General features: G+C 72.1%; 30 protein-coding genes and 1 pseudogene. 15 read left to right on the top strand and 16 right to left on the bottom strand.

Annotated elements, in window-relative coordinates; translation table 11 throughout:
• Positions 1-38 precede the first annotated feature (38 nt).
• Positions 39-860: a helix-turn-helix domain-containing protein gene (locus ACQPZ4_RS27940; RefSeq protein ID WP_433041409.1), complete on the top strand. Its 822-nt coding sequence runs from the start codon at positions 39-41 to the stop codon at positions 858-860.
• Here ACQPZ4_RS27940 and ACQPZ4_RS27935 read toward each other — a convergent pair.
• Genes ACQPZ4_RS27935 through ACQPZ4_RS27915 form a run of 5 tightly spaced genes read right to left on the bottom strand, consistent with a single transcriptional unit; the run spans position 815 to position 6,060 of the window.
• Positions 815-2,398 carry a tannase/feruloyl esterase family alpha/beta hydrolase gene (locus ACQPZ4_RS27935; RefSeq protein WP_433041406.1) on the bottom strand — a complete coding sequence of 528 codons (1,584 nt, stop codon included), beginning with the start codon at positions 2,396-2,398 and terminating at the stop codon, positions 815-817. The two genes, ACQPZ4_RS27940 and ACQPZ4_RS27935, sit on opposite strands and share 46 nt — an antisense overlap.
• 8 nt (positions 2,399-2,406) lie before the next feature.
• Positions 2,407-3,354, bottom strand: a complete 948-nt coding sequence (locus tag ACQPZ4_RS27930; protein ID WP_433041403.1) for an amidohydrolase family protein — start codon at positions 3,352-3,354, stop codon at positions 2,407-2,409.
• Positions 3,351-4,316, bottom strand: coding sequence for a VOC family protein (locus tag ACQPZ4_RS27925; protein WP_433041400.1), 966 nt, complete (start codon positions 4,314-4,316; stop codon positions 3,351-3,353). Before ACQPZ4_RS27925 ends, ACQPZ4_RS27930 begins: the two co-directional genes overlap by 4 nt.
• Complete coding sequence (locus tag ACQPZ4_RS27920; protein WP_433041397.1) at positions 4,313-5,371, bottom strand: PrpF domain-containing protein; 1,059 nt, start codon at positions 5,369-5,371, stop codon at positions 4,313-4,315. Before ACQPZ4_RS27920 ends, ACQPZ4_RS27925 begins: the two co-directional genes overlap by 4 nt.
• A complete protein-coding gene (locus ACQPZ4_RS27915; RefSeq protein WP_433041394.1) occupies positions 5,368-6,060 on the bottom strand; it encodes a 4-carboxy-4-hydroxy-2-oxoadipate aldolase/oxaloacetate decarboxylase in 693 nt (230 codons plus the stop codon). Before ACQPZ4_RS27915 ends, ACQPZ4_RS27920 begins: the two co-directional genes overlap by 4 nt.
• A gap of 155 nt (positions 6,061-6,215) precedes the next feature.
• On the opposite strand from ACQPZ4_RS27915, the gene ACQPZ4_RS27910 reads away from it, so the two are divergent.
• From ACQPZ4_RS27910 to ACQPZ4_RS27890, 5 genes are read left to right on the top strand one after another with little or no spacing between them, the layout of a single operon-like run.
• Positions 6,216-7,184, top strand: a complete 969-nt coding sequence (locus ACQPZ4_RS27910; protein WP_433041391.1) for an ABC transporter substrate-binding protein — start codon at positions 6,216-6,218, stop codon at positions 7,182-7,184.
• Positions 7,181-7,948, top strand: a complete 768-nt coding sequence (locus ACQPZ4_RS27905; protein ID WP_433041388.1) for an ABC transporter permease — start codon at positions 7,181-7,183, stop codon at positions 7,946-7,948. The genes ACQPZ4_RS27910 and ACQPZ4_RS27905 overlap by 4 nt, the downstream gene beginning before the upstream one ends.
• Positions 7,945-8,712 (top strand): ABC transporter permease, encoded by a 768-nt coding sequence (locus ACQPZ4_RS27900; protein WP_433041385.1) that lies wholly within the window; start codon positions 7,945-7,947, stop codon positions 8,710-8,712. The genes ACQPZ4_RS27905 and ACQPZ4_RS27900 overlap by 4 nt, the downstream gene beginning before the upstream one ends.
• Positions 8,712-9,521 (top strand): ABC transporter ATP-binding protein, encoded by an 810-nt coding sequence (locus tag ACQPZ4_RS27895; RefSeq protein ID WP_433041382.1) that lies wholly within the window; start codon positions 8,712-8,714, stop codon positions 9,519-9,521. Before ACQPZ4_RS27900 ends, ACQPZ4_RS27895 begins: the two co-directional genes overlap by 1 nt.
• An 11-nt stretch (positions 9,522-9,532) precedes the next feature.
• Entirely contained in the window at positions 9,533-10,057 is a 525-nt protein-coding gene (locus ACQPZ4_RS27890) for a DUF3500 domain-containing protein (protein WP_433041379.1), read from the top strand.
• On the opposite strand, the gene ACQPZ4_RS27885 is transcribed toward ACQPZ4_RS27890, so the two are convergent.
• Positions 9,990-11,258, bottom strand: a complete 1,269-nt coding sequence (locus ACQPZ4_RS27885) for an MFS transporter (protein WP_433041376.1) — start codon at positions 11,256-11,258, stop codon at positions 9,990-9,992. The two genes, ACQPZ4_RS27890 and ACQPZ4_RS27885, sit on opposite strands and share 68 nt — an antisense overlap.
• Positions 11,259-11,312: 54 nt before the next feature.
• Between ACQPZ4_RS27885 and ACQPZ4_RS27880 the strand changes: the two genes are divergently transcribed.
• Both ACQPZ4_RS27880 and ACQPZ4_RS27875 read left to right on the top strand, forming a co-directional pair.
• Entirely contained in the window at positions 11,313-12,077 is a 765-nt protein-coding gene (locus ACQPZ4_RS27880; protein WP_433041373.1) for a class I SAM-dependent methyltransferase, read from the top strand.
• Positions 12,074-12,766 carry a DUF6193 family natural product biosynthesis protein gene (locus ACQPZ4_RS27875; protein WP_433041370.1) on the top strand — a complete coding sequence of 231 codons (693 nt, stop codon included), beginning with the start codon at positions 12,074-12,076 and terminating at the stop codon, positions 12,764-12,766. Before ACQPZ4_RS27880 ends, ACQPZ4_RS27875 begins: the two co-directional genes overlap by 4 nt.
• A gap of 85 nt (positions 12,767-12,851) precedes the next feature.
• Here ACQPZ4_RS27875 and ACQPZ4_RS27870 read toward each other — a convergent pair whose 3' ends face one another.
• The 3 genes from ACQPZ4_RS27870 to ACQPZ4_RS27860 form a co-directional block, all read right to left on the bottom strand.
• Positions 12,852-13,508 (bottom strand): DUF402 domain-containing protein, encoded by a 657-nt coding sequence (locus ACQPZ4_RS27870; RefSeq protein WP_433041367.1) that lies wholly within the window; start codon positions 13,506-13,508, stop codon positions 12,852-12,854.
• A gap of 105 nt (positions 13,509-13,613) precedes the next feature.
• Positions 13,614-14,483, bottom strand: a complete 870-nt coding sequence (locus tag ACQPZ4_RS27865; RefSeq protein WP_433041364.1) for a hypothetical protein — start codon at positions 14,481-14,483, stop codon at positions 13,614-13,616.
• Positions 14,484-14,707: 224 nt separating this feature from the next.
• Positions 14,708-14,872, bottom strand: coding sequence for a hypothetical protein (locus tag ACQPZ4_RS27860; protein ID WP_433041361.1), 165 nt, complete (start codon positions 14,870-14,872; stop codon positions 14,708-14,710).
• Positions 14,873-15,153: 281 nt separating this feature from the next.
• Between ACQPZ4_RS27860 and ACQPZ4_RS27855 the strand changes: the two genes are divergently transcribed.
• The gene (locus tag ACQPZ4_RS27855) at positions 15,154-15,429 is read left to right on the top strand and encodes a hypothetical protein (protein WP_433041358.1); all 276 of its coding nucleotides are present in this window, start codon (positions 15,154-15,156) and stop codon (positions 15,427-15,429) included.
• Between the two features lie 74 nt (positions 15,430-15,503).
• Here ACQPZ4_RS27855 and ACQPZ4_RS27850 read toward each other — a convergent pair whose 3' ends face one another.
• The gene (locus tag ACQPZ4_RS27850) at positions 15,504-15,842 is read right to left on the bottom strand and encodes a hypothetical protein (RefSeq protein WP_433041355.1); all 339 of its coding nucleotides are present in this window, start codon (positions 15,840-15,842) and stop codon (positions 15,504-15,506) included.
• A 7-nt stretch (positions 15,843-15,849) separates the two neighbouring features.
• On the bottom strand, positions 15,850-16,686 hold the full coding sequence (locus tag ACQPZ4_RS27845) for an SDR family NAD(P)-dependent oxidoreductase (RefSeq protein WP_433041352.1): 837 nt from the start codon (positions 16,684-16,686) through the stop codon (positions 15,850-15,852).
• Positions 16,687-16,812: 126 nt separating this feature from the next.
• Here ACQPZ4_RS27845 and ACQPZ4_RS27840 point away from each other — a divergent pair, with 126 nt between their 5' ends.
• Entirely contained in the window at positions 16,813-17,406 is a 594-nt protein-coding gene (locus ACQPZ4_RS27840) for a TetR/AcrR family transcriptional regulator (protein WP_433041349.1), read from the top strand.
• Between the two features lie 40 nt (positions 17,407-17,446).
• On the opposite strand, the gene ACQPZ4_RS27835 is transcribed toward ACQPZ4_RS27840, so the two are convergent.
• Both ACQPZ4_RS27835 and ACQPZ4_RS27830 read right to left on the bottom strand, forming a co-directional pair.
• Positions 17,447-18,562 (bottom strand): cellulose binding domain-containing protein, encoded by a 1,116-nt coding sequence (locus ACQPZ4_RS27835; protein WP_433041346.1) that lies wholly within the window; start codon positions 18,560-18,562, stop codon positions 17,447-17,449.
• 40 nt (positions 18,563-18,602) lie between these two features.
• The gene (locus ACQPZ4_RS27830) at positions 18,603-19,238 is read right to left on the bottom strand and encodes a hypothetical protein (protein WP_433066680.1); all 636 of its coding nucleotides are present in this window, start codon (positions 19,236-19,238) and stop codon (positions 18,603-18,605) included.
• A 35-nt stretch (positions 19,239-19,273) separates the two neighbouring features.
• Here ACQPZ4_RS27830 and ACQPZ4_RS27825 point away from each other — a divergent pair.
• Positions 19,274-20,148: pseudogene (locus ACQPZ4_RS27825) on the top strand (phosphotransferase).
• A 64-nt stretch (positions 20,149-20,212) separates the two neighbouring features.
• Here the strand turns inward: ACQPZ4_RS27825 and ACQPZ4_RS27820 are convergent.
• A complete protein-coding gene (locus ACQPZ4_RS27820) occupies positions 20,213-21,214 on the bottom strand; it encodes an intradiol ring-cleavage dioxygenase (protein ID WP_433041343.1) in 1,002 nt (333 codons plus the stop codon).
• Between the two features lie 112 nt (positions 21,215-21,326).
• Here ACQPZ4_RS27820 and ACQPZ4_RS27815 point away from each other — a divergent pair, with 112 nt between their 5' ends.
• From ACQPZ4_RS27815 to ACQPZ4_RS27805, 3 genes are all read left to right on the top strand, one after another.
• The gene (locus ACQPZ4_RS27815) at positions 21,327-21,566 is read left to right on the top strand and encodes a zinc-ribbon domain-containing protein (protein WP_433041340.1); all 240 of its coding nucleotides are present in this window, start codon (positions 21,327-21,329) and stop codon (positions 21,564-21,566) included.
• Positions 21,567-21,699: 133 nt separating this feature from the next.
• Positions 21,700-22,374, top strand: a complete 675-nt coding sequence (locus tag ACQPZ4_RS27810; RefSeq protein WP_433041337.1) for a substrate-binding domain-containing protein — start codon at positions 21,700-21,702, stop codon at positions 22,372-22,374.
• Between the two features lie 148 nt (positions 22,375-22,522).
• Positions 22,523-23,890, top strand: coding sequence for a carbohydrate-binding protein (locus ACQPZ4_RS27805; RefSeq protein ID WP_433041334.1), 1,368 nt, complete (start codon positions 22,523-22,525; stop codon positions 23,888-23,890).
• 55 nt (positions 23,891-23,945) lie between these two features.
• On the opposite strand, the gene ACQPZ4_RS27800 is transcribed toward ACQPZ4_RS27805, so the two are convergent.
• Both ACQPZ4_RS27800 and ACQPZ4_RS27795 read right to left on the bottom strand, forming a co-directional pair.
• Entirely contained in the window at positions 23,946-24,950 is a 1,005-nt protein-coding gene (locus tag ACQPZ4_RS27800; protein WP_433041331.1) for a chemotaxis protein CheB, read from the bottom strand.
• A gap of 310 nt (positions 24,951-25,260) precedes the next feature.
• Positions 25,261-25,572, bottom strand: a complete 312-nt coding sequence (locus ACQPZ4_RS27795) for a hypothetical protein (RefSeq protein ID WP_433041328.1) — start codon at positions 25,570-25,572, stop codon at positions 25,261-25,263.
• 107 nt (positions 25,573-25,679) lie between these two features.
• Between ACQPZ4_RS27795 and ACQPZ4_RS27790 the strand changes: the two genes are divergently transcribed.
• The gene (locus tag ACQPZ4_RS27790; protein ID WP_433041325.1) at positions 25,680-25,943 is read left to right on the top strand and encodes a hypothetical protein; all 264 of its coding nucleotides are present in this window, start codon (positions 25,680-25,682) and stop codon (positions 25,941-25,943) included.
• Positions 25,944-25,949 lie beyond the last annotated feature (6 nt).

Raw genomic sequence — 25,949 nt, 5'->3', positions numbered from 1 at the left:
GCCGGGACGCCGCGCGGTTGTCGATGAAATGCGACTTCATGGACCTCGTCGGTACGCTCGGTCGCGTGTTCACAGTGGGCGAGTTGCTGCGGCAGTGGCGGCACCGCCGCGGGATCAGCCCGCTGGACCTGGCCATCGCCGCGGACGTGTCGGCCCGGCACGTGAGCCTCGTCGAGACCGGCAAGTCGCGGCCGAGCGCCGAGATGGTGCTGCGCCTGGCCGAACAGCTCGGGGTGCCGCTGCGCGACCGCAACCGCCTGCTGCTCGCGGCCGGCCACGCGCCCCGCTACGGCGAGCGCCCCCTCGACGACGACGTGCTCAAGCAGGCGATCGGCCGGGTCCTCGGCGCCCACGAGCCGTTCCCGGCCCTGGCCTTCGACCGCAGCTGGAACCTCGTGCTGGCCAACCGTGCCTTCGGCCGGTTCCTCGACCGCGTCGACCCCGACCTGCTGCGCCCGCCGGTGAACCTGCTGCGCCTCGGCCTGGACCCGCGCGGCTTCGCCGGGATGGTCGTCAACCTGGCCGACGTGCGGGCCATGTTCCGCGCGCGGGTCGGCCGCCAGCTCGCCACCGCGCCCGATCCGGACCTCGCCGCGCTCTTCGAGGAGCTGCTCGCCGCCGCCCCCGAGGGCGTGGCGGGTCCCGCGGCCGACGTGGTGCTGCCGATGGTGCTGCGCGTCGACGGCCGGGAGCTGCGCCTGTTCTCCACCATCACGACGTTCGGCACGCCGACGGACATCACCCTCGAGGAGGTGGCGATCGAGTCGTACTACCCGGCCGACGACGAGACCGCCACCTACTTCGACGTGCCGGCTCAGAGCACGAGCCGTCCGTCCACCGCGCGGGGCCAGGTCTGGTAGCCGCCGGAGAACAGCCGCTGCCCGACCCAGGCGGCGTCGTTGCGCACCTGGTTGCGGGGGGTGAAGGGCACGAAGTTCGCGGCGTCGTCGGTGCTGCCGGTGCCGTCGTAGCGGGCCACGGCCGGGTACGGGTAGACGGGCCGGGTCCGCGCCGCGTTCGACGCGACGATCGCCGAGGGGGCCGTGCCGTGCTCGACCCACGACATGAGCGGCGTCATGACGTCGAACGTGTTCGGGCCCTCGCCGCCGCCGCAGTGCGCCATGCCGGGGAACAGGTACAGGCGGGCGAAGCGGTCCACGTCGCGCCCGCCCATCTCGGCGCGCACGGCGTCCCAGTACACGAGCGTGTTCTGCGGGGAGATGTGCTGGTCGTTCCAGCCGTGCCAGAGGATGAGCTTGCCGCCGCCACGCTGGAAGCGCGACAGGTCGGGGTCGAGCGCGGCCATGTACGTCGAGGACGGCAGCACCGTCCTCCAGAACGACGCCACCGTCAGCTGCAGGTCGGTCAGCTGGTAGCCCGGGTTCGGGTGGTTCGGGTCGGCGAGGTAGCGCAGGTAGGACAGCGCGAAGTTCTCGCTCGCCACGTGCTGGCCCTGGGCGGCCGGGACGAACAGCGTCCAGTCCAGTTCCGAGCCCCACTCGTGCGCGATGGCAGGTTCGAGGCGGTTGCCCTGCGCGTCGGTCGCGCCGTCGTGCAGCTTGCGCACCACTGCGGCCTCGGCCGGCGACAGGCAGGCCGACGGGTCCTGCCCGGTCGCGCAGACGATGCTGTCCGGGTCGAAGCGGCACACGCGCGGATCGTCGATGACGCCGTCGGTGAGGCCGTCGAGGTGGTCACACGCGGACAGCACCGCGGCGTGGACGAGCGGCAGCCGGCCGGCCAGCAGCACGTACGACCCGTCGGCGTTCCGGTTCGCCAGCACGTTCCAGGCGTGGTGGAACGTGTTCTGCACGGCCATGTTGCTCGCGGGCGCCCCGGCGGCGATGCCGTCGAAGTCGTCCGGGTACCGCTGCGCCTCCATGAGCGCCTCGCGCCCGCCGTCGGAGCAGCCGTCGAAGTACGACCACCGCGCCGCCCGGTGGTAGAACGCCTTGATGAGCGCCTTGGCGGCCACGGCGGTCTCGTGCACGCCCCGGTAGGCGAAGTCGATGTGCGCCTGCGGGTTGTCCGCGCCCCACGAGCCGTCGTTCTGGCCCTGGTGGCCCATGTCCGTCGTGGCGGCGGCGACGGTGCCGTCGGCGATCGGCTTGCAGTTGGCGGCCTGGGTGTAGGCGATGTTCGCCGAGCCGCACAGGCCGCCGCAGCCGGTCTGCACGTACCGGCCGCTCCAGCCACGCACGGGCAGCCGGACGACGAGCGTGCCGGCGGGGGCGATGGTGCCGCGGACCTCGCAGCCGGACCCGATCACCGTGGCGGAGGCGATGGTGACGCCGGGGAGCCGGACGGCGGCAAGGTCGCCACAGGAGACGGGGGCGGAGGCGGACGCGACCGGGGCGAAGACGGGGGTCAGCAACAGAGCCAGAACTGCACGGATCATGGCAATCCTCACGGCAGGCGGGGGTAGACGCGGCGGGCGTTGTGCTCGTAGACCTTGGCGCGGTCGGCTTCGCTGAGGGGCAGGGCGTCGATGTAGCGGCGGGTGTCGTCGAAGTGGTGGCCGGTCTGCGGGTCCAGGCCGCGGACCGCGCCGAGCATCTCGGAGCCGAACAGCAGGTTGTCCGGGGAGATGACCGCGAAGAGCAGGTCGATGCCCGGCTGGTGGTAGACGCAGGTGTCGAAGAAGACGTTGTGCATCAAGGATTCGGACAGCGGCGGGCGGCCGAGCATGTCCGTCAGGCCCCGGAACCGGCCCCAGTGGTACGGCACGGCGCCGCCGCCGTGCGGGATGACGAAGCGCAGCGCGGGGAAGTCGCGAAAGAGGTCGGCCTGCAGCAGTTGCATGAAGGCGGCCGTATCGGCGTTGAGGTAGTGCGAGCCGGTGGCGTGGAAGTTCGGGTTGGTGACCGCCGAGACGTGCACCATGGCCGGCACGTCCAGCTCGCACAGCGCCTCGTACAGCGGGTACCACGAACGGTCGGTCAGCGGCGGCGCGGTCCAGTGGCCGCCGCTCGGGTCCGGATTGAGGTTGCAGCCGACGAACCCCAATTGCTCGACGCAGCGCCGCAGTTCCGGGATGGCGTCCGCGATCGGGACGCCCGGGGACTGGCGGAGCTGGCAGACGGGGGCGAACTGCCGGGGGTACAACCGCGAGACCCGGTGCACGAGGTCGTTGCAGTGCTCCGACCAGGACGAGGGGGCGAGGTGGTGGCGCATGGCCGAGGCGCGGGGCGAGAAGAGGGTCAGGTCGACGCCGCGTTCACGCATCAGGGTGAGCTGGCCCTGGACGGACTCGCGGAGCTCGTCGTCCGAGATGTTCGGATACACCGAGCCCGGCTGCCAGGAGGAGTGGGCTGCCGGCGCCGTCGTGTAGTGGCCGTGGCAATCGATGATCATGCAGGAGGCTCCGGGGCGAGCACCGGGGTGCCGTGGGTGTGGAAGGTGTCGATGGTCTTCAGGCCCCACGCCTGGCCCTTGGCCCGTTCCGCGGCCGTCCAGCTGATGGTCTTCCAGTCCGGGGCCAGGATCAGGCGCGCGCCCGCGTTGCACAGTTCGATGCGGTTGCCGCCGGGCTCCCAGACGTACAGGAAGAAGGTCTGCTGGATCGCGTGCTTGTGCGGGCCGGTCTCGATGTGCACGCCCGCGTCCAGGCAGACGTCGGCGGCGCGCAGGATCTCCTCGCGGGTGTCGGTGGCGAAGGCGATGTGGTGCAGCCGGCCGCGCGAACCCGTCCAGTCCTCGGTGTACACGAGGTCGTAGGTCTTGTTGCCCAGCGAGAACCAGATCGCCTGCGGGCTGCCGTCGTCCTTGACTATCTGCTCGGTGCAGCGCGCGCCGAGCACGTCGCGCAGGAACGCGACGGTGCCGGGCACGTCGGCGGTGAGGTAGTTGACGTGGTCGAGGCGGCGCAGGTTGGCGCCCCGCCCCGGGTACGCGGCGGCCTGGTTCTTCAGCGCCGGCCGGTCGGTGTCGTCGGCCTCGTACCAGGCCACGTCCCAGTAGAGGCCGAACTCGTGGCCGTCCGGGTCGGTGAGCACCCGCACCTCGCCGAGGCCGCGCACATCGCGCACAACCGAGCATGAGCGACCGGCGGTGAGCCGTTCGAGCGCCTGCGGGCCGGCCGCGCGCAGATACGTGCGCCCGATGCCCGCGCGGTCGCGCTGCACGAGCCGGATCGTCCAGGACTGATAGTCGTCCCAGGTGTGCAGATAGACCGAAGAACCATCCCGGTGTACGGCCCGCAGCCCCATCACCCGCACGAAGAACTCGGCGGACTCCTCCAGGACCGGGGTGAACAGTTCGATGGGGCCGACGTGCGCGATGTCGCGCCGGCCGTCGGGATCGTGCGCGAACGTCATCCGGTCGCCCTTCCGCTGCGGGGCCACACGAGCCCGTCGAAGATCTTGCGCGCGGTGCGTACCACGGTGCTGCGCCGCACCCGGGTCGCCGCGCCGTCCGGTTCGAGCTCCACTCCGACGTCGAACGTGCCGCTGGGATGCTCGATGCGCACGACCGGGCCGCCCGGGTACGGCACGACGGTGTCCGGCGTGCGCACGGCCACCGCGACGGAGACCGCGCCCAGCACGCCGATCGCGTCGTGCACGCGGTGCGGGATGAACGTGCGGGTCGCGACCGTGCCGCCATGGCGGGGCGGGGAGACGATGCTCAGCTTCGGCACCGTCGTGTCCCGCACGTCGCCGAGCCCCATCGCCGCCCCGGCCTCCAGCCGCACCGCTTCCAGGGCGGCCCGCAGCTCGGCCCGCGCCTCCAGGTCGGCCGGGTCCTCGGCCCCGTCGAGCCCGAGGTCCGCGGCGCGCAGCACCACCACCGGCATGCCGGCGTCCACGCAGGTGACCGTGAGCCCGGCGAGCTCGTCGGTGAGCGCACCGGTCGGGAAGACCGGGCCAGGACCGCCGGGGAAGGCGAGGTCGATCGGCGCGGCCGGGAACGGGGTGCCGGCCATGACCGTGTCGCCGGAGTACCGGACCCGGCCTCCGGGCGTCCGCACGCGCGCCTCGACCAGGCTCACCGCCGGGTTGACGATCCGGATGCGCACCGTGGTCGGGTCGCCGGACGCCGGGACCAGGCCCCGCTCGATCGCGAACGGCCCCACCCCGGCCAGCAGGTTCCCGCAGGTCTGGGCGGCGGTGACGAGCGCCCGGTCCGGCAGCACCTGCAGGAACAGGTAGTCCACGTCGGCCTCGCCGTCCGCCGAGGGCGAGAGCACCGCCACCTTGCTGGTCAGCGGGTGCCCGCCGCCCAGCCCGTCGATCTGCCGCGCATCCGGCGAGCCCAGCAGGCGCAGCAGCAGGTCGTCCCGCTCGGCCGGGCCGGCGGGCAGGTCGGCGGCGAGGAAGTACGCGCCCTTGGAGCTGCCGCCGCGCATCAGCATGCAGCGAATGCCGTCGCTCATTCGGGGAGCCGATCCACGTACTGCACGCCGAGCCGCTCCAGCAACGGCCGGAGCCCGTAGAGGTCGACGCCGAGCACGCCCTGCGCGAGCTGTTCGCGTTTCGCGGCCTCGGTGGAGGTGCGGGCGGCGGCGGAGGCGGCGACGGTACCGGCGAAGGAGGGCGCGACCACGAAGACGCCGTCGTCGTCGGCGAGCACGACGTCGCCCGGCCGCACGAGCTGCCCGGCCGCCACGACCGGCACGTTGACCGAGCCGGGACTGGCCTTCACGGTGCCCTGCGCGTGCACGGCCCGGGACCACACCGGGAAGCCCATCGCGCGCAGCTCGGCGAGGTCCCGCACGCCGGCGTCGATGACCAGGCCGAGCACGCCGCGGGCGCGCAGCGAGGTGGCGAGCAGCTCGCCGAACATGCCGTCGGTGGACGGCGAGGTGGTGGTCACGACGAGCACGTCGCCGGGGCGGCACACCTCGACCGCCGCGTGGATCATGAGGTTGTCGCCGGGGTGGCACGAGACGGTGATCGCCGAGCCGCCGACCGCCGACCCGGCCTGGCGGGCCTGGATCTCGGGGCCGAGCAGGCCGGTGCGCCCGGCGGCCTCGTGGGCGGTGGCCACCCCCGCCGCGCGGAGGGCGGCGATGACCTCGGGATCGGCCCGGTCGATCGACCGGACGACGTAGTGCGCTGCCATGGGCTCAGCTCCGGGAGGCTCGGGTTCGATTGTCAACAATTCACCCGGCAATCGATGATGTCAACCAGAAGTCGCTCGCAAACGCCGCTTCACAATTGTTGACGATCTGTGTAACGTCCGCGTCGTCGGCTCTGCGAGTGTCCAAGGAGGACCTCATGCCCCCCATGCGCCGCCGTACCTTCCTCGCCCTCACCGCCACCGCCGCCGTCCTGCTCGCCGGGTGCGGCGACGGGGGCGGCGCCGCCCCCGCCACCTCGGGCGGCGTCACGAAGATCAAGGTCGGGGTCATCCCGATCGTCGACGTCGCCCCCATCTACCTCGGCGTCAAGCAGGGCTTCTTCTCCGCCCAGGGCCTCGACGTCACCCTGGAGACGGCCCAGGGCGGCGCGGCGATCGTGCCGGCCGTGGTCAGCGGGCAGTACCAGTTCGGCTTCAGCAACACCACGTCGCTGCTCCTGGCCAACTCCCAGGGCCTGCCGCTGAAGGTCGTCGCGGCCGGGGTCGCCTCCACCGGTACGCCGGGCAAGGACTTCGGCGCCGTGATCGTCAAGGCCGACAGCCCGATCAAAACCGCGAAGGACCTGGCCGGCAAGAAGGTCGCGGTCAACACCCTCAAGAACATCAACACCACGACGATCAACAACGTGGTGAAGAAGGACGGCGGCGACCCGTCCACGATCACCTTCACCGAGCTCGCGTTCCCCGACATCACCGCGGCCGTCGGCAAGGGCGACGTCGCGGCCGGGCAGGTCGTCGAGCCGTTCCTGACGATCGCCATGGGCCAGGGGTACCGCCAGGTCGTCTCCAACTACGCCGGCACCGACCCGGACCTCACCGTCGGCATGTACTTCACCTCGCAGCAGTTCACGTCGCAGAACCCCAAGGTGGTGGCCGCCTTCACCGCCGCCATGCAGCAGTCGGTGCAGTACGCCGGCGCCCATCCGGACGAGGTGCGCGCGATCCTCAGCACCTACACCAAGCTCGACCCCACCGTGCAGGCCGGCCTGACGCTGCCCAAATGGCCGGCCGCGGTCGATCGCGACTCGGTGCAGCTGCTCGGCGACCTGGCCAAGACCGACGGGCTCATCACCAAGCCGCTGACCCTCGACGCGCTGCTGCCGTGACGTTGCACCGATCGGCACTGGGTGTGCTGGGCCTGGCCGTGGTCGCCGCCGTCGTCGAGGCGGCGCCACGGCTGGGCGTCGTCGACCCCGACTACCTGCCGCCGTTCACCGCGATCGCCGCCCGGCTCGGCCGCGTCCTGGGCGGGGCCGACTTCTGGGCGGCGCTCGGCGACACCCTGCGCGGCTGGGCGCTGGGCCTTTCGATCGCGATGGCGGCCGGGATCGCGCTCGGGGTGCTCATCGGCAGCGTGCCGGTGCTGCGCGCGGTGACCGCCTCGACGATCGAGTTCCTGCGCCCGATCCCGTCCGTGGCGCTCATCCCGCTCGTCGTGCTCATCTACGGCAGCCGCATGCAGTCCGCGCTCGTGCTCGTCGTCTACGCGTCCTTCTGGCAGGTGCTCGTGCAGGTGTTGTACGGCGTCGCCGACGTCGATCCGGTCGTGCGCGACACCGCGCGGTCGTACCGCTTCTCCCGCTGGGGCACGGTGCGCACCGTCGTCTGGCCGACCGCGCTGCCCTACGTGGTCACCGGGTTCCGCCTCGCCGCCGCCGTCGCGCTGATCCTGGAGATCACCGCCGAGCTCATCATCGGCGTGCCGGGCCTGGGCAAGTCGATCGGCGTGGCCCAGAGCTCCGGCGCGGTGGCCGAGACGTACGCGCTGGTCATCGTCGTCGGCGTGCTCGGCGTCCTGGTCAACCTCGCGGCCCGCGCGGTCGAGCGGCGGGCGCTGCGCTGGCACGTCTCGGTCCGGGAGCAGGCATGAGACGCGTCCTGACCGCCCTCGGGCTGCCCGCGGTGCTCGTCGCCGCCTGGTGGTTCGCCTCGGCCGGCAGCACGAACTTCTTCTGGCCGCCGCTGTCCGCGATCCTGCGCGCCTTCCCGGAGACGTGGACGGCCGATCCGATCCTGCACGACGTGCTGCCGAGCGTGGGGCGGCTCGTCGTGGGGTACACGATCGCCCTGGTCTTCGGGGTTGTGCTGGGCACCGCGATCGGCTCGTCGCCGGTGCTGCGCGCGCTGAGCGAGCCGGCCCTGGAGTTCTTCCGCGCGCTGCCGCCGCCGGTGCTCATTCCGGTCATCGCGCTGTTCGCGGGGTTCACCGGGTGGACGCCGAAGCTGGTGACGATCGCGCTCGGCTGCCTGTGGCCGATCCTGCTCAACACGGTCGACGGTGTGCGTTCGGTCGACGAGGTCCTGCGCGAGACCGCGCGTTCGTACCGCCTGAGCCGGCTGTCCACGCTGCGGCACGTCATCCTGCGCGCGGCGAGCCCGCGCATCGCCACCGGGGCCCGCCAGGCGCTCTCGATCGGCGTCATCCTCATGGTGATCAGCGAGCTGTTCGGCGCCAACCGCGGCCTCGGCGCGGCGATCGTGCAGTTCCAGCGCGGGTTCGCGATCCCGCAGATGTGGACCGGCATCATCCTGCTCGGGCTGCTCGGGGTCGCGCTGTCGGCGCTGTTCCGGCTCGTCGAGCACAAGACCCTGCGTTGGTACCGCGGGCAGCGCCAAGCCGAACGGGAAGTGTGATGAACGATTCTGTGGCCCTGGACGTCGACGGCCTCGCCAAGACCTACACCGGCCACGGCCGCACGGTCGAGGCGGTGCGCGAGCTGACGTTCCGCATCGGCAAGGGCGAGTTCGTGTGCATCGTCGGCCCGTCCGGGGCCGGCAAGACCACGCTGCTGCGCTGCATCGCCGGGCTGCTCCCGGTGAGCGGCGGGCGGATCAGCCTCGACGGGCAGCCGGTGACCGGGCCGCCGGCGGGGATGGCGGTGGTGTTCCAGGAGTACGGGCGCAGTCTCTTCCCGTGGCTGACCGTGCGCCGCAACGTCGAGCTGCCGCTCAAGGAGCAGGGGCTCGGCCGGGCCGAGCGGACCGCGCGGGTCGGCGCCGCCCTGGACGCGGTCGGGCTGCGCGAGAGCGCGGACGCGCACCCGTGGCAGCTCTCCGGCGGGATGCAGCAGCGGGTGGCGATCGCGCGGGCCGTGGCGTACGAGCCGAGCGTGCTGCTCATGGACGAGCCGTTCGCGGCCGTGGACGCGCAGACCCGCGCCGACCTCGAGGACCTCGTGCGCACGCTGTGGCGCCGGCTCGGGGTGACCGTCCTGTTCGTCACGCACGACATCGACGAGTCGGTGTACCTGGGGCAGCGGGTGCTGGTGCTGTCCAACCGGCCGACGGTGGTGCTCGAGGATGTGCGGATCGACCTCCCCGGGGATCGCGACCAGCTGCGGACCCGATCGTCGCCGCGGTTCGCCGAACTGCGCACCCATGTCTGGGGGTTGGTGCGCGATTCACACCGCTCTCAGCAGGACGGTGGGCCGTTGCGGGGCTAAAGTGGCGATTTGTGCGCAGTTGCTTCGTGGCCGGCCTGGTGCTGGCCGCCGCCACCGCCGCCTGCGGGCCGGCCGACAGCGGGCTGACCCCGCCGCCGGTCCCGTCCTGCGCGCCCGCCCCGGCGTCCAGCGCGGTGTCCGGGGACGTCCTGGAGGCCACGAAGTCCCTGCTCGGCACCCTCGACGACGACCAGGCCGCGCGGGCCCGGGACGGCGGGCTGCCGCTCACGGACCTGAGCGACGTGCAGCGGGCCGCGGTGCTCGCCGTGCTCAAGGCCGGGCTCAGCGACGGCGGCTACCAGCAGATCGCGAAGTCCACCGCGGCGGACGGCATCGACCGGTACCGCGTGGGGCTCGACGGCACACCCGAGTCCGGCGGCACCTGGGTGGTCCGCTTCACCGGCCCCAGGCTCAGCGTGCATCTCGCCGTCGCCGGGGGCGCGATCTCGGCGGTCTGCGGGGCCAGTCCTACGCCGCCGCCGTCGTCGGCTGGAGCTCCTTCGCATGGGGCGACGTCCGCTCGTCGTAGCGGGTGAAGCCGGGCATGAGGACGGTACACAGGGCGACCGCACCCGTGCAGAGCAGCCCGCCGGCGGCGATCGCCCCGCGCAGGCCGACCGCGTGCGCCATCAGCCCGGCGCGCAGCTGGCCCGAGGTCGGCCCGATCGAGTAGGACAGCAGCTCGATCCCGGCCAGGCGGCCGCGCAGGTGGTCCGGGATCGTCTGGTTCCAGATCGTCGAGCGGAACAGGCCCGACACCATGTCCGCCCCGCCGGCCACGATGAGCAGCGCGATCGCGATGCCGATGTTCGGCGCGAGCCCGAAGCCCGCGATGGCCAGCCCCCAGACCGCGGCCGCGATGAGCACCGCCAGCCCGTGCCGGTGCACCCGCGACGCCCACCCGGAGGTGAGCGAGACGAGCATCGCGCCGATCGGGATGCAGGCGTACAGCAGCCCGAGCGCCCAGCGCGCGTGCAGCGCGTCGGCCACGAACGGGTACAGCGCGACCGGCATCGCCAGGAACATCGCCGCGATGTCGACGAAGTAGGTGCCGAGCAGTTCCGGGCGCGACCAGGCGTACCGGGCGCCGCGGGCGATCCCGCGCAGGCTCGGCCGCTCCGCCCCGGCCGACGGCGGCACCGGGCGCAGCGCCCAGATCAGCGCGATCGAGGCCAGGAAGGTGAGCACGTCGACCGCGTACGCGACCGGCACGCCCGCCACCGCCACCAGCACGCCGCCGACCGCCGGCCCGCCGACCGCCCCGACCTGCCACCGGACGCTGGAGATCGCGTTGGCGGCGGTCTGCTCCTCACGCGGTACCAGCCGGGGGGTCATGGCGTCCAGGGAGGGCCGCTGCAGCCCGTCGAGCGCCGCGACGCACCCGGCGACGACGTAGAGCGGCCAGATCGCCGGGTCCGGCAGGAGCGCGTTGACCAGCAGCGCCCCGGTGCACGCGGCCATCGCGAGCTCGCACCACAGGATGACCCGGCGCCGGTCGGCCGCGTCGGCGATCGCGCCGCCCCACAGCCCGGTGAGCACCATCGGCACCAGCTCGACCACGCCGACCGCGCCGACCGCCACGTAGGAGCCGGTGAGCTGCTTGAGCTGGAACGGCACCGCCACGATGGTGATGAAGCTGCCGAACATCGTGATCGCCCCGCTGGCCATGAGCAGCCGGAAGTCCCGGTGCCGCAGCGGCCGGAGGTCCATGCGCAGGTGTCGCAGCCGTCTCAGCACGGCGGGCAGCGTAGCGAGCGCCGGTCGCCCGGGCACCTGATTTACGCTGCTGGGATGCAATGGACCGGCCGCGCGGCGGCGTTCGCCGACAGTTACGCCCACCTGTGCGGGCACACCGCATCCGAGCTGCTCGACGCGGCCGGGGTCGCCGCGGGGGTTCGGCTGCTCGATGTGGGCACCGGTACGGGTACCGTGGCGGCCTTGGCTCTGCAACGGGGCGCGGACGTGGTGGCCGTCGATGCCGAGCCCACCATGGTGGACATGGCCCGGTCCGCGGTGCCCGACGTGCGGCTGGGGCGGCTGCCGGAGCTGCCGTTCGAGGACGGCTCGTTCGACGCGGTGGTCGCGAACTTCGTGGTCAACCACGTCCCGGACCCGGGCGCCGCGGTGGCCGACCTGGCCCGCGTGTCCCGGGGGCGGGTGGCGCTGACGGTGTGGCCGTACCCGGCGCCGCCGCTGCAGCAGCTGTGGTTCGACATCATGGCCGCGGTCGGGCTGGAGCCGTCGCCGCCGCTGGTGGCGCCGGAGCTGAACTTCTCGCGGGACGTCGCGGGCGTGACCGGGCTGCTCGAAAAGGCCGGGCTGCGCGATGTGTCCTGCGTGCGCCTCGAATGGGGCCACCGGACCGATCTGGACACCTGGTGGATCGGGCCGGCCAACGGGATGGGGGCGCTCGGGGAGGCCCTGGAGGACGCCCCGCCGGCGACGGTCGCGGCGGCCCGGCGGGAGTACGAGCGGCTGGCCTCGCGGTACCTCGACGACGACGGTGCGCTGGTGCTGCCGACGGCGGCTGTGCTCGGCTCCGGGGTGCTGGGTTGAGCTTCTATCCGGACGTCCAGACGGCCGGCAGCCTGGCCGGGCTGCTGCGGGCGCTGGGCGTGGCGGCCACGGCGGACGAGCGCGACCCGATGTACCGGGCGACGCTGCCGACGCCGGTGCCGTACCGCAACGACCTGGAGGTCAGCGCGATCCGGCACGAGCGGCGGTGGTCCGTCGTCGGCGGGGAGTCGCACCAGCACCTGCCGCTCGTGGCCGGGTACACCGCCGACCCGCTCGACATCGCCGCCGTCGCCACCGCCTGGCGCGACGGGGTCGCCCTGCCGGAGCTGTGCGAACTGGCGCCGTGGCTGCAGCCGACCGGGCGCTTCGAGGTCCCCTCCGGCGACCCGGTGGCGCTCGCGCTGTCGGAATGGCAGAGCGTCCTGGTCGAGATGGCCGAGCCGGGGCTGCACCGCCTGCGCGCGATCACCGAGGCGGCGTACGCCTCGCCGGAGCTGCGGGGCTTGTATCCGTACACGAGCCACTGGGTTCTGAAGTTCTCCACCACGACGCGGCCGTTCCTGCACGACGTGGGCCTGAGCCTGTGGGCCGAGGCCGACGACACGTATGTGGTGCGCTCGCGCTATCTCGGCGACGTGATCGGCTCGGCCACGACGCCCGACGACGCCGTGGCCATCGCCGTGCGGCAACTGCCGCCCGGATTGGGACCGGTGACGCCCGGCCACTGACGCATCGGGCTCAGTCCGCGTACCGCGGGGCGGCCAGTGGCAGCGCGGCCAGGCCGCCTCCCCGCCCGTATGGCCGGCCCTTTGATCATTCGCCGCTCGCCCGCGGCCGGTCCCAGCCCTCGCGGGGCAGGACGGGCAGCGGCCAGGATTCGTCCGGGCGGAAGTCGCACCAGGTACCGTCGAACGGGAACGCGGCGGCCTCGATGTCCTCGATCACGCGCTCGCCCTCGGCGCGGATGGCGGCGGCCTGCTCGACGGTCCAGTAGTCGGGGTGGCCGGCCCGTTCGAGGTACTCGCCCTCGTCCTTCCACCGCCACCGTCGGTCCGGCGGCACCACGATGTCGAGGGCGTGGTCGAACGTGTCGATGCCGGCCACGTCGCCGTCGTCCCAGCGGGCGGGGGGCGCTTCGAGATTGACGTACCAGCGGTTGAGGCTGAAGTCGGGGTCGAACATCCACCACACCGAGTGCGCCCGGCCGGGCCGGAACAGGTGCAGCACGTGCACCCCGCTCCACGTCAGCGGGGTGAGCCGCCACTCGACGGTGTGCCGCTGCTCGAACGGGATCTCGCGCCGGTCACGGCCGTCGGCGGTGCGGCGGAACAGCCAGGGCGTGCCGATGGGCCGCCACGTCAGCACGCCGCGCTGGTCGTCGTTCACAACCCGCTGCGGGGCGACGAGGACCAGCTGCCCGTTGCCGCGGAAGTCCCGATAGAGCACGTCGCGCCCAGCGGTGAAGGCCATGACTGCGAACGCTATCGGAACTTCCGGTAGGCCGAAGTCCCCGGCGGCTCGGCTCTCCAAGGTCCAAGCTGTCGGAGATCACCGGTTGCAGTCGCTTCACTGAGCTCACCCGCCGGCGGGCTCGTCCAGATCCTGGATCTTCTCCGCGGTGGCGGCCCGGCGGACCCAGGTGCCGAGTTGGTCGGAATCGGTGCAGTCGGCGATCCTGGAGCGCGTCTCGTCGGGGACCTCGATACCGCGGGCCTCGAGGATGGCCAGGAGCGACTTGGCCTCGCCGCGGGCTTCGCCCTGGTCGAAGTACCGGCGGGCGAAATCGCTGTGGTACCGGTGGCTCGTGGCGGTCATGAGTTCCTCCAGAAGGGCCTTGGCCGTGTCCGGCAGGACCGAGAACACGAGGTCATTGTACAGGTTGGCATGGTCTTCATCGATCACGTCGAGGGCTGCGAGCAGGGCTTCGAAGATCGGTGTGGGGTCGGGACCGGTGCCGTGGACCATGGCCGAAAGCACCGCGACCTCCGGGACGCGGCGGGCCGTATGGCGGTCCGTGACGACCGGGATCCGATCCGGACCGAGGGCCATCGGTGTCACCACCGAACCGGGTCCCATCCTGATGGGTACCGCGGACCAGTTGGCGACCTGCCGGGAGTGGCACAAGACCAGCACCACGACCGGGCTGTGGAGCCGCGCGTGCAGCGTCGTCAGATACACGGGCCAGCTCAGCCGTTTACGTGGATCGACCCGGAGCTGCACCTCGATGACGACCGCCAGCGCCGTGCCGTCATGACCGTCCAGCGTCACCACGGCGTCGGCTCGGTACTCGGTGGGGGCAACGGCGGTGAGGTCGGCGGGGGAGAGCTGTGCCTCCTCGAACGGCGGCACCATCATGTGGAGCGAGTCGGTCAGGAGGTCGGCAGCCAGCTTCGGTCGGCCTCGGAACATCTCGATGAGAATCTCGTGGACGTGTGATGGGGGCACAGCGGAAACCTAGCGGTGCCGATCACAATGGGCCAACGTCGTGTCACACAAAGTGAACCAAGTTGACCTGGAGCTGCGCTGGCGGAGGGCGCCGGGGCTCGACGGCGGCCCGGCGGTGGGTCCTCGGCCGGCGCGGGCCGGGGACCCACCGCGGTGTCAGCGGCTGCCGAGCGTCATGACGAGCAGGGATTCCGTTGATCAGGATGGCCGCCGCCGGTGCGGCGTCACAGCCACGGCATGCCGTTGGGCCGCCGGGTCAGCACCCCGCACTCGCCGTCGCCGACGACCCGTTGCGGGGCGACGAGGACCAGATGCCAGTTGCCCCGGAAGTCCCGGCAGCGGCCGACCGGCCGCGTGTCGATGTGGTGTGGTTCGTACTCGGTGCGCACCTGGCGGGCCCGGACGACAATGGTGCGACCCGCGCCGCAGCTCCAGGGTCAACTTGGTTCACGTTGCCTGATACAACGTTTGGCTCGTGGTGATCGGCGCCGCTAGGTTTCCGCTGTGCCCCCATCACACGGCCACGAGATGGTGCTGGCGGTCGTCATCGAGACGCAGCTCCGGGTCGACCCGCGCAAGCGGCTGAGCTGGTCCGTGTATCTGACGACGCTGCACGCGCGGCTCCACAGTGCGGTCGTGGTGCTGGGCCAAGGCCTTTCTGGAGGAACTCATGACCGCCACGAGCCACAAGTACCACAGCGAATTCGCCCGCCGGTACTTCGACCAGGGCGAAGCCCAGGGTGAGGCCCAGGGTGAGGCCCGAGGCAAAGCCCGCGGCGAGGCCAAGTCGCTCCTGGCCATCCTCGAGGCCCGCGGTATCGAGGTCCCCGACGAGACGCGCTCCAGGATCGCCGAGTGCACCGATTCCGAGCAGCTCGGCACCTGGGTCCGCCGGGCCGCCACCGCGGAGAAGATTCAGGATCTGGACGAGCCCGCCGACGAGTGAGGTTCGAGCGGTCCAGGCGATCGACCGCGCGAACCGTGCACCCGAGGCGCCGGCGGGCTACGCCGGCCGAGGCGCTACCGCCACGCCACAGCAACGACGACTGCGGCCGCCGTGAACGTCCCCACGGCGTAGAAGGCCCACGCCTCCTTGTTGCGCATGCCCACCAGCGCCGCGGCCGCGATCAGGACGTCCAGGGCCAGCTTCACGCCCAGCTTGGCGTGATCCACCGGAAGGCCGAGGGAGCTGCGCGACCAGATCAACCCAGCACCGGTGACCAGCTGCACCACCGTGCTCGTCGCCACGTAGCCGCCGATCACCAGGTCCTTGCTGCGCAGTTGGTGGAAGAGCCCACCCATGATCGCGGCGAACCCGAACAGGTGGAAGACGAGCAGCGCGTACCGAAGGATCTCCACGCCGGGATCAGCGGGCGCCCTGGGCTTCGGCCGACAGCTCCTGCCAGTCGGCCCAGGTCTGCAGCCGCTCGGCGTAGACCTGCTGCAGCATCGGGTAGAAGCCCTGGCCGAACAGCACGCGCAGGGGCGGGTTGTCGGCGTCGACAATCTTCAACAGCGCCTGGGCGGCGGCGGCCGGGTCGCCCGAGGGCTGCTTGCTCATGACGGCGGCGAGGCGTTGGCGGAGGCCGTCGTAGGCCGGGTTGGTCTGGGCCATGTGGCCGTTGGCGAGCGGATCGGGGTTCTTGCCGTCCCGGGTGGCGAAGCCGGCGGGCTCGACCAGGGTCACCTTGATGCCGAACTCCGCGACCTCCTGGGCGAGGGCCTCGTTCAGGGCCTCCACGCCCCACTTGGAGACGTGGTACGCGCCGCCCAGCGGCATGGCCATCAGGCCGGCGGCCGAGGACAGCTGCACGATGTGCCCGGCCCGCTGTTCGCGCAGGTGCGGCAGCACCGCCTGCACGACCCACAGCGCGCCGAACAGGTTGGTCTCCAGCTGCTCGCGCAGCTCCTGTCCGGTCAGCTCCTCGATGGCGCCGATCTGGGCGTAGCCGGCGTTGTTGACCACGACGTCGAGGCGCCCGAAATGCTCCTTTGCCCGCTGCACGGCCGCGCCGACGGCGGCCCTGTCGGTGACGTCCATCGCCAGCGGCAGTACGGCGTCCCCGTAGGTGATGACCAGATCCTGCAGTCGTTCGACGCTGCGGGCGGTCGCGGCCACCCGGTCGCCGCGCGACAGCGCGGCCTCGACGAAGCAGCGGCCGAGGCCGCGGGACGAACCGGTGATGAACCAGACCTTGCTCATGACGACGCTCCGTTGTGTGTACAAGTGGCGAACCGAAACGGCACGTGCCGTGCCGTTCCCGAGAAAGCCTCGCTCCCCAGCGTCTGTTTGTCAACACGGCACGTGCCGTGCTGTTAGGGTGACGTCATGACCAGCCGCCAAAGCCCGCGCGCCGACGACCGGACCGATGCCATTCGGCGGGCGGCGCTGGATCTGGCCCAAGAGGCCGGCTTCGCCAAGCTGAGCATCGAGAAGGCCGCGGCCCGGGCCGGCGTCGGCAAGCACACGGTCTATCGCCGCTGGCCCTCGAAGGGGCTGCTGTTCCTCGATGCGCTGCTGTCGCAGCACGAGCCGGCCTTCGCCTTCCCCGACACCGGCGACATCGTGGCCGACCTGCGCACCCAGACGTACGCGGCGGTCGATCTCCTGGGCCGGCCGCCGTGGGGGCCGCTCTTCCGGTCCATGCTGGGCGAGGCGCAGCAGGATCCGATGGTTGCCGCCGATCTCAACAAGCGCTTCATCCGCCCTCAGGAGGAGGCGCTGCTCGCCCGCATCCGGACGGCCATGGATCGGGGTCAGGTCTCGCCCGACCTCGATCTCGACATGGCGATGGCGATGCTGTCCGGGCCCCTCTACTTCAGGTTCCTGATCACCCAGGAGTCCGTGGGCCACGACTTCGTCGATCGGATGCTCGACATGCTGTTCGCCGGCATGGCGGCCGCCCCTCCCGCAGACGCGTAGGGTCCTCGGCCGTTGCCGGCCGAGGACCCCCAGGTGCGCGTCAGGACGAGCAGGGCACGCCGTTGACCAGGATGGCGGTCGGCGGGGTGGGAGTGGAGCCGGTTCGGGTGCCGTACATGCCGACGGTGACCGAGCCGCCCGGCGGAATGATGCGGTTCCAGCTCGCCGCGCTCAGCGTGACGTTCGCGCCGGTCTGGCTGAACGAACCGTTCCACGACTGGCTGATGTGCTGGTCGCCGGCGAACGTGAACGTGATGACCCAGTCCACGATCGGGGTCGTGCCGGTGTTCGTGACAGCGACCTCGGCGACGAAGCCGTTGGCCCACACCGAGGTGAACGTGAACGACGCGCGGCAGGACAGGGCCGGCGGGGCGGGGGAGGACGGGCTGGCGGCGGGGCTGCTCGGCGGGCGCGAGCCGCCCGTCACCGTCACCGAGTTGGAGGCGATCGAGACGTTGCCCGCCGCGTCGCGGGCGCGGACGTAGAACTGGTCGCGGGGCGAGACGACCGCGGCCTGGTACGTGGTGCCGGGGACGGTGGCGAGCAGCGTGGAGATGAACACGCCGTCGAAGCGGTACACGTTGTAGCCCGTCACCGCCACGTCGTCCGTGGACGGGGACCAGGTCAGCGTGGTGCTCGGGCCGTTGGTGGGGTTCGCGGCCAGGCCGGTGGGCGCGCCCGGCGGCACCGTGTCGCCCGACGTGGCGACCGGGGTGACCAGGACGACCTGGTTCGAGCTGCCGGAGCGGTGCCCGAGGTCGTCGTGGGCGGACACCCAGAACCGGTACTGCTGCCCCGGCCGGATGTTCGCGGTGATGGTGGCTGTCGTGACGGTGCCGAGGTTCGTGACCCAGACGATGTCGTTGAAGTCCTGCTGATAGGTGATGTCGTACCCGCTCACCGCACAGCAGCCGCGGGTCGAGGCGGTCCACGTCAGCGTGACCGACGTGGTGGTGACCGTGGTGGCCTGCAGGTTGGTGGGGGTGGACGGCGGGAACGGCGAGGTGTTCGGCGTACCCGAACCGGACGGGATCGGCGGCGCCGGGGTGCTGCCGCTCGCGTCGGTGACGGCGATGAGCAGGGCCCCCGTGATCAGGGCGATCGCGGCGACCCCGGCCAGCCGCACCGTCGAGGAAAACGTACGAGTCCTGGACATGCGCCGACCCTCGCCGCGCCCGCCGCGCGTAGTCAAGTGATCAACATATATCGCCCGGTGAGCGGGGCGCGGCCGTGAAAGTTTCCCGGACCCGGGCGGCGACGGCGTCGAGATCCTCAGTGCCGTCGATCTCGATGGCGGGCAGGCCGAGCGCGGCGACCGCGGCGCGCAGCCGGTCGGTGAACATCCGGTCCCGCTCCAGCAGATTGTGCAACGCGCGCTGCGGATCGCTGGTCTTTCCGGCGATCGTCCACAGTGCACCCCGGCGCTCGAACGCGGTCCGGCGGAAGTCCGGCGTCGGCAGCAGCCACACCGCGTGCCCGGGCGCGGCGTGCGGGGCGACGAGGGACGGCAGCAGCCGGAAACCCTCCACGACCACGCCGGGCCCGTCCGGCAGCCGCCGCAGGTCCTCGAGAATCAGTTCGAAGGCCTCGCCACGGTACCAGTGGAAGCTCCGCAGCATCTCGCCCGGCGACCGCAGCAGCCAGCGCTCGTCCATCGACATCGCCCGGAACGCCTCGAGCATCGGGGCGCCGGCGGCCGGGGCGCGGGCCGCATGGTCGCCCATCACGTCGTCGGTCGCGTAGAGGCGCAGGCCGCACCGGTCGGCGAGCAGGCGCGCGACGGCCGACTTGCCGGCCCCGCTGCCCCCGCCGATCCAGTAAACGTGTTGCATCACCCCGCCAGTATCGGCGAACCTGCGGTGTGCGGATGCATTCCGACCAGCTCAGCGTGCCGGCCGACCTCGTGCGGGGGCTCGTCGCGGACCAGTTCCCGCAGTGGGCCGGGCTGCCCGTCCGCGAGCAGCATCCCGGCACCGTCAACGCCGTCTTCCGCATCGGCGAGGACCTGGTGGCCCGGTTCCCGCTGCGCCCCGGCGCGCAGGACGACATCCCGCGCGACCTGGCCGCGGCCCGGCTGCTGGCCGCCCACACCCGCGTCCCGGTGCCGCGGCCCGTCGCCGTCGGCGCGCCCGGCCGGGCTATCCACTGCCGTGGGCGGTTCTCACCTGGCTGCCCGGCGCGCTCGCCGACGACACCGCCGCCGGCTCCGAGGCCCTGGCCCGCGACCTGGCCGGGTTCATCGCCGACGTGCGCGCCATTCCCACCCATGGCAAGACCTTCGCCGGTACCGGCCGTGGCGGGCGGATCGCCCAGCACGACGAGTGGATCGCGACCTGCCTGGAGCGCAGCGCGGGACTGCTGGACGTGCCCCGGCTGCGTCGACTGTGGACGGTCCTGCGCGAGCTGCCGCGCGGCGCCGACCCGGACGTCATGTGCCACGCCGACCTGATGCCCGGCAACGTCCTGGTCGAGGGCGGGCGGCTCGCCGGGGTGCTCGACGTCGGCGGCCTCGGCCCGGCCGACCCGGCGCTGGAGCTCATCGGCGCCTGGCACCTGCTCGACGCCGGCCCGCGCGCCGTGCTGCGCTCGCGGCTGGGGTGCGGCGAGGCGGAGTGGGCGCGCGGGCGGGCGTGGGCGTTCGTCCAGTCGATGGGCCTGGTCTGGTACTACGAGTCGAGCCATCCGGCCATGGCCCGCACCGGCCGCCGCACGCTCGGCCGCATCCTCGCCGCCGCGGATTGACCCGCCGGCCGGTGCACGGTAGCCCGCCGCACGCTCGGCCCCATCCTCGCCGGCCGTCGATGCGTCAGCCGGTGGGCGGCATCCCGCCGGGCGCACCGGACGGGGGAGTGCCGCCGGGGCCGCCGCCCGGGAAGCCCGACGGGGGAGCGCCGCGCGGCGTGCCGTCCCCGCCGCCGCCCGGGGCCGCGCCGCCGGTCGGGGTGGTGCGGGTGTCGACGTTGGCGGTGAGCGCCACCTTGTAGCCGGCGCTCACGCTGCCCGTGACGGTCCCCAGCTGCAGCGCGCCGGCGTCGTTGCCGAACACGTTGTCGTTCTGCAGCGTCACCTGCGAGAGGTTCTGCACCGAGGCGGAGTACCCGGTCGTGGCGTACACCGTGTCGCAGACGTCCTTGGGCAGCGCGACCTGCGACGTGGCGATGGCCTTGGTCGAGTCGGTGATGCTCGCCTGGTCCGGGTAGACCTCGAAGTGGATGTGCGGCCAGCGGCCCGAGTAGCAGGCCGGGAAGATGCTCGTGTACGTCACCTTGCCCTGCGCGTCGGCGATCTGCACGCCGCGCAGGTAGTTCTGGTCGGTGATGCCCTGCGAGTACAGCGAGTAGCGCCCCTCGCGGTCGCAGTGCCAGACGTACACCGCGACGCCCGCGAACGGTTTGCCGCCGGCCATGTCCACGATGGACAGTTCGATGGTGAGGGGGATGCCCTCGGCGGTGCCACTGGCGGTACCGAAGCTGGATTTGATGTCGCTGCGGACGATCCCGCTCTGGTTGAGCACGTTGGGGCCGTTGGAGCCGTCGCCCGGGTAGGGTCCGGCCGTCTCGTCGGGGATCTCGCCGCTCGCGGTGCCGCCGCTCGTCGCGCTCGCGCTCGTCGACGGGGTCGTGGTGGTGGAGTCGTTGCCGCACGCCGCGGTGAGGCCGACGACCGCCGCGCCGAGGCCGAACGCGCGCAGCAGGTGCCGGCGCTGCAGCATGGTGCCCAGGTCGAAGCCGAGACCCTGGTCCACCAGTTCCTCGTCCGGCCGGGCGAAGGGCCGCCCCTCGTATGTCGGCCGCCTGTCGTCTCTCACGTCCGGAACCTCCTGCTCGGATTCACGTCGACCACTTGCTGTGGACCCAGGCTGGCGGGGGCGGCTGGCAGGGGGCTCTGCGCAACCTGTGAGCGGGCTGTACGTTCAAGCCGTGCTGGTGATTTTCGGGTTCCGGACCTCGCGCGCGGTGCTGGGGTGGGTTTCGTTTGTGTGCCGCGTTTGCGGGCAGCCGATGCGGATGCCGCTCGTGCGTGAGGTCACCAAGCTCAGCCTCTTCTTCATCCCATTGTTCCCGATTCGCGAGCGCCACCTGGTCGAATGCCAGAACCCGGCCTGCCGCGCCCGGACGAGGCTCAGCGGCGACGAGGCCGCATCGATGACGTCACGGTAAGCGCACTTGTCTTGACACCCCGCGCGTGGCGCGGCTACAACCGTGCGGTGAGAGCGCTCTCAGGCGTTGCGAAACAACGGTGTGGAGGGGGCGGAGAGCGCTCTCTCGTCCATCCGCGGGGAGAAGGAGAGTCATGGCCCGAGTGGTGTTCGTGCGCTGCCCGCATCCGATGACCGGCCCGTACGGTCTCGTCGTCGGGTCCATTGTGGAGCGTCTGGAGAGCCACGGCGCGGTGGCCATGCTCGGCACCGGCCCGGCGCCGCACCGGGACGCGGTGTGCGGCGCGATCCTGATCGGCGGCGGGGTGCCCGTGCCGTACCCGGCGGTCGAGGTCGGCATGCGGCCCCCGCCCGAGGGGGTGGCGGCGGCGGTGTGGGTGGACCGGGAGGCGGCGGCGCAGGCCCTGGTCGAGCACCTGCGCGGGCTGGGGCATCGGCGGATCGCCCGGCTCGACCGGGCCGCCGACGCCGACCAGATCGTGGACGCGTTCGAACCGCCGGTGCGCGGGCACCGGCGCGAGCCGGACGGGGAGGGGCTGGTCGAGGCGGCGGCGTCGCCGAGCGCGCTGATCTGCGCCGACGAGATCCTCGCGGCGGGTGCGCTGCGGGTGGCGCGGGAGCGCGGGGTCGCGCTCGCCGTGGCCGCCTTCGACGACGCGGGGCTGGGGCCGCTCGCCCATCCGGAGGTGACACTGGTGCGGCAGCCCTGGGCCGAGCTCGGGTCGACTGCCGCGACCGTGCTCATGCGTCTGCTGGACGGCCGGAATGACGGTCCGTTGCGAGTGGAAATACCTGCGAAAATTGAGTAGAGAGCGCTCTCTGAATAGGACCGAGCGCGATTCGATCTCCATTACTGTTAACCTTCTGAACAGGTAAATCAGTTATTGACGGCGAATTCGTAACCCCTTAGAAATGTTTGAGAGCGCTCTCACGACGCTTCTTTGGAGGTTCGCTGTCATGCAACCCGCCCTCCGACGTGTACTCCTGCTCGGCGCCGCCGCCACGGTGCTGGGTGGAACCGTCATCAACGCGTACGCCTCCGTCCCGACGACGCCGTCGGGCTGGACCCTGCAGTGGAGCGACGACTTCACGGGCAACGCCGGCAGCCTGCCCTCGTCGGGCAACTGGAACTACATCACCGGCACGCAGTACCCCGGCGGCCCCGCCAACTTCGGCACCGGGGAGATCCAGACGTACACCACCAGCAGCTCCAACCTCGCCCTCGACGGCGCCGGCAACCTGCGGATCACCCCGGTGCGCAGCGGCTCGGCGTGGACGTCGGCGCGCATCGAGACCAAGCGCAGCAACTTCAAGCCCCCGTCCGGCGGGGTCCTGCGCATCGAGGGCCGCCTGCAGATGCCGAACGTGACCGGCGGGGCGGCCGCCGGGTACTGGCCGGCGTTCTGGGCGCTCGGATCGCCGTACCGGGGCAACTACTGGAACTGGCCCGGCATCGGCGAGCTCGACATCATGGAGAACGTCAACGGGCTCAACCAGGTCTGGGGCACCCTGCACTGCGGCGTGAACCCGGGCGGGCCGTGCAACGAGACCAACGGCCTCGGCGCGGTGCGGGCCTGCCCGGGCTCGAACTGCCAGGGCAACTTCCACACGTACGCGATCGAGTGGGACGCGAGCGTCAGCCCCCAGGTGCTGCGCTGGTACGTCGACGGCGTGCAGTTCCACGCCGTGACCCAGAACCAGGTCGGCTCGTACTGGGCGGACATGACGGGCCACGAGGGGTACTTCATCCTGCTCAATGTCGCGATGGGCGGCGCGTTCCCCAACGGCGTCGCCGGCTCCTCGACCCCCACCTCCGGCACGGCGTCGGGCGTGCCGATGCTGGTCGACTACGTCGCCGTCTACACCAAGGGCACAGGCGGCGGCGGTACCGCGACGCCGACCCCGACCGCCACCAGCGGCGGCGGCACCGGGCGCAGCGCCTACTCGACCATCCAGGCCGAGGGCTACGACGCGCAGTCCGGCGTCGTGCCGGGCAGCGACCAGATCGGCTACCTCGCCAACGGCGACTGGGCACAGTACGACAACGTCGATTTCGGTACCGCCTCCCCGCGCGACTTCCTCGCCCGCGTATCGTCCGGCGCGGCGGGCGGCGTCAGCGGCACCGTCGAGGTCCGCATCGACAGCGTCAGCAACAGCCCGGTCGCGTCGTTCTCGATCGCGAACACGGGCGGCTGGAGCACCTTCAAGGAGGTGCCCGGCAACCTCACCGCGCAGGTCACCAGGAAGCACACGGTGTTCCTGCGGTTCACCAGCGGTCAGCCGGCCGACTTCGTCAACGTCGACTGGTTCCTGTTCCGCCGCTGAGGTTCTCCCCGGCCCCGGTGGTCACGGCTGCTCCTGAAGGCGCCGTGGCCACCGGTCATTCCTCGTGGTAGCCCTCCGGCAGCAGCTCGGGGAAGTGCTTGCGGATCACGGACGCGGCGGCCAGGATCTCCTCCGCCGCGTCCAGCTGGTGGCGCACGGTCCGCCCGGCCGCGCCGGCCGCCGCCCGCTCGGCGAGGTGGCGGTGCACGTGGGCCTGCTCCTCGAGCATGCTCACCGCCGTCCACAGCGCCTGTTCGACCTTGTCGTGCTGCGCGGCCAGCAGCGTGTACGGCGACCAGGAGTGCCCGATGTGGCACAGGTAGTGGATCGCCGGGGCGGCCCCGAGCACGTGCATGCCGCCGCCGCAGTCCGGGCAGCCGATCCCGACCGGCCGGCCGGGAAAGGTCGACCCGCTGACGGTCGGACGTTCGCTGATGGCCATCTCGACCTCCGTGACCAGGTCGGGGTCGGGCGCTTCGCCGGCCGCGGGCACCGGCTCCCCGACCAACCGGATCAGCGCCGCACTGAGCGCCCAGGCGGCCGCCGCCTCGGCCCCGGGCGTGACCGCGAGCGCGGCCTGCGGCATCCCCGCGTACACGGCGTCGGCGGGATCCTGCACGAGTGCCACCCCGCCCAGCTGCACAATGGTCGCCAGCCCGGCCGCGCCGTCGTCGAGCGCGCCCGACAGCACCAGCCCGACGGTCCGCGGCCCGTACCACCGCGCCGCACTGCGGAACAGCGCGTCGACGGCCGGCCGCGACCGGTTCTGCTGCGGCGCCCGGCTGAGCCTGATCGACCCGTCATGCACGAGCAGATGCCGATCCGGTACGGGCACATAGATCCGCCCCGGCACGATCGGCTCCCCGTCCCGGGCCGTCGCGGCCGTCATCGGCCCGCACCGGCTCAGCACGTCGGCGGCGGCCGAGCGCGCGTCGGGCGGCATGTGCAGCACGAGCAGCACCGATGCAGGCAGGTCGGCGGGGAGCCCGGCGACCACCTGGCACATCGCCTCGAGACCGCCCGCGGAGCCGCCGATGACCACGATGTCGCGATTTGCCATAGCCGGTGCACTATCCGTTCGGCGGCCGGGCAAACAAACCTGGCCGCCACGATGGTGGACGCGACGCTCGCCCGGCACACAACGAAACGGCCCGGCGGGAGGTCCGCCGGGCCGTTCGCACGCAAGGTCGGTGCGCAGGTCGCCTAATGGCGAGTGGCGCGACGCGGCTCCAGCCGAACGGTATTCCGCGAAGGCAGTTCTAGTTGAGGCCCTGGGACACAGGCACACCGACGCTCTGCATAACCGGCGGGTGCCCCCGGGCAATCCCGCCCCGGGCGTGACGGCGATCACGTCGGGGGCCGGCGCGCGCTCACTCGGCGTATCGGGTCGGCGGGTACGGGTGGTCCCGGTCGACGCGCGCGTTCTCGCCCTCGGCCTCCTGCCGGGCGGCCGTCCCGCGGATGTCCTGTTCGAGCTCGTCGGCGTCCGGGTCGTACGGCACCGGGTCGTCGGTCGCGGGCGGCACGTCGTCCGGGTCGTACGCGGTGACGCCGGCCTCGGCCCGCTCGGCCGCGGCGCGCCGCTGCAGCTCGTCGTCGTCCAGGTGCTCGGGCGCGCCCCCGTGGAAGCGGCGGTCCTTGTACCCCTCGGCCGATTCGGTGTGCGGATGCTCATCGCTCATCGCGTGGCCCTACCCTCCCGCACGCGGAAGCAACCCGGCTGCCGCGGCGTTGTCCGGCGGTCGCGACACCGTTGTTTGACGGCCGCGCGGCCGGGAAGCGGGGCGCCATGGAACGCAGCAGCGGGAGCAGCGACGCCGTCCTCATCGGCGGGCCGCGCGACGGCGCCACGATCGACCCGGGCGGCTCGGCCGTCGTGGAGTACGAGATCGGCGGTTTCATCCACCGCTACATCCTGACCACCCAGCAGCGCGAGCGCGACGACCGCTCGTATCAGGTGTTCAACTACGACGGCGAGATCGACCCGAAGGGCGCCATGCCCGGCGCCGAGACCCCCGAGGGCGGCGTGCACGACACCTTCCCGGAGCCGTGACGGTTT

Source organism: Dactylosporangium sp. CS-033363 (genome assembly GCF_050942475.1).
In the GTDB taxonomy this organism is placed as follows: domain Bacteria; phylum Actinomycetota; class Actinomycetes; order Mycobacteriales; family Micromonosporaceae; genus Dactylosporangium.
This window is presented reverse-complemented; position numbering and strand designations above follow the sequence as displayed.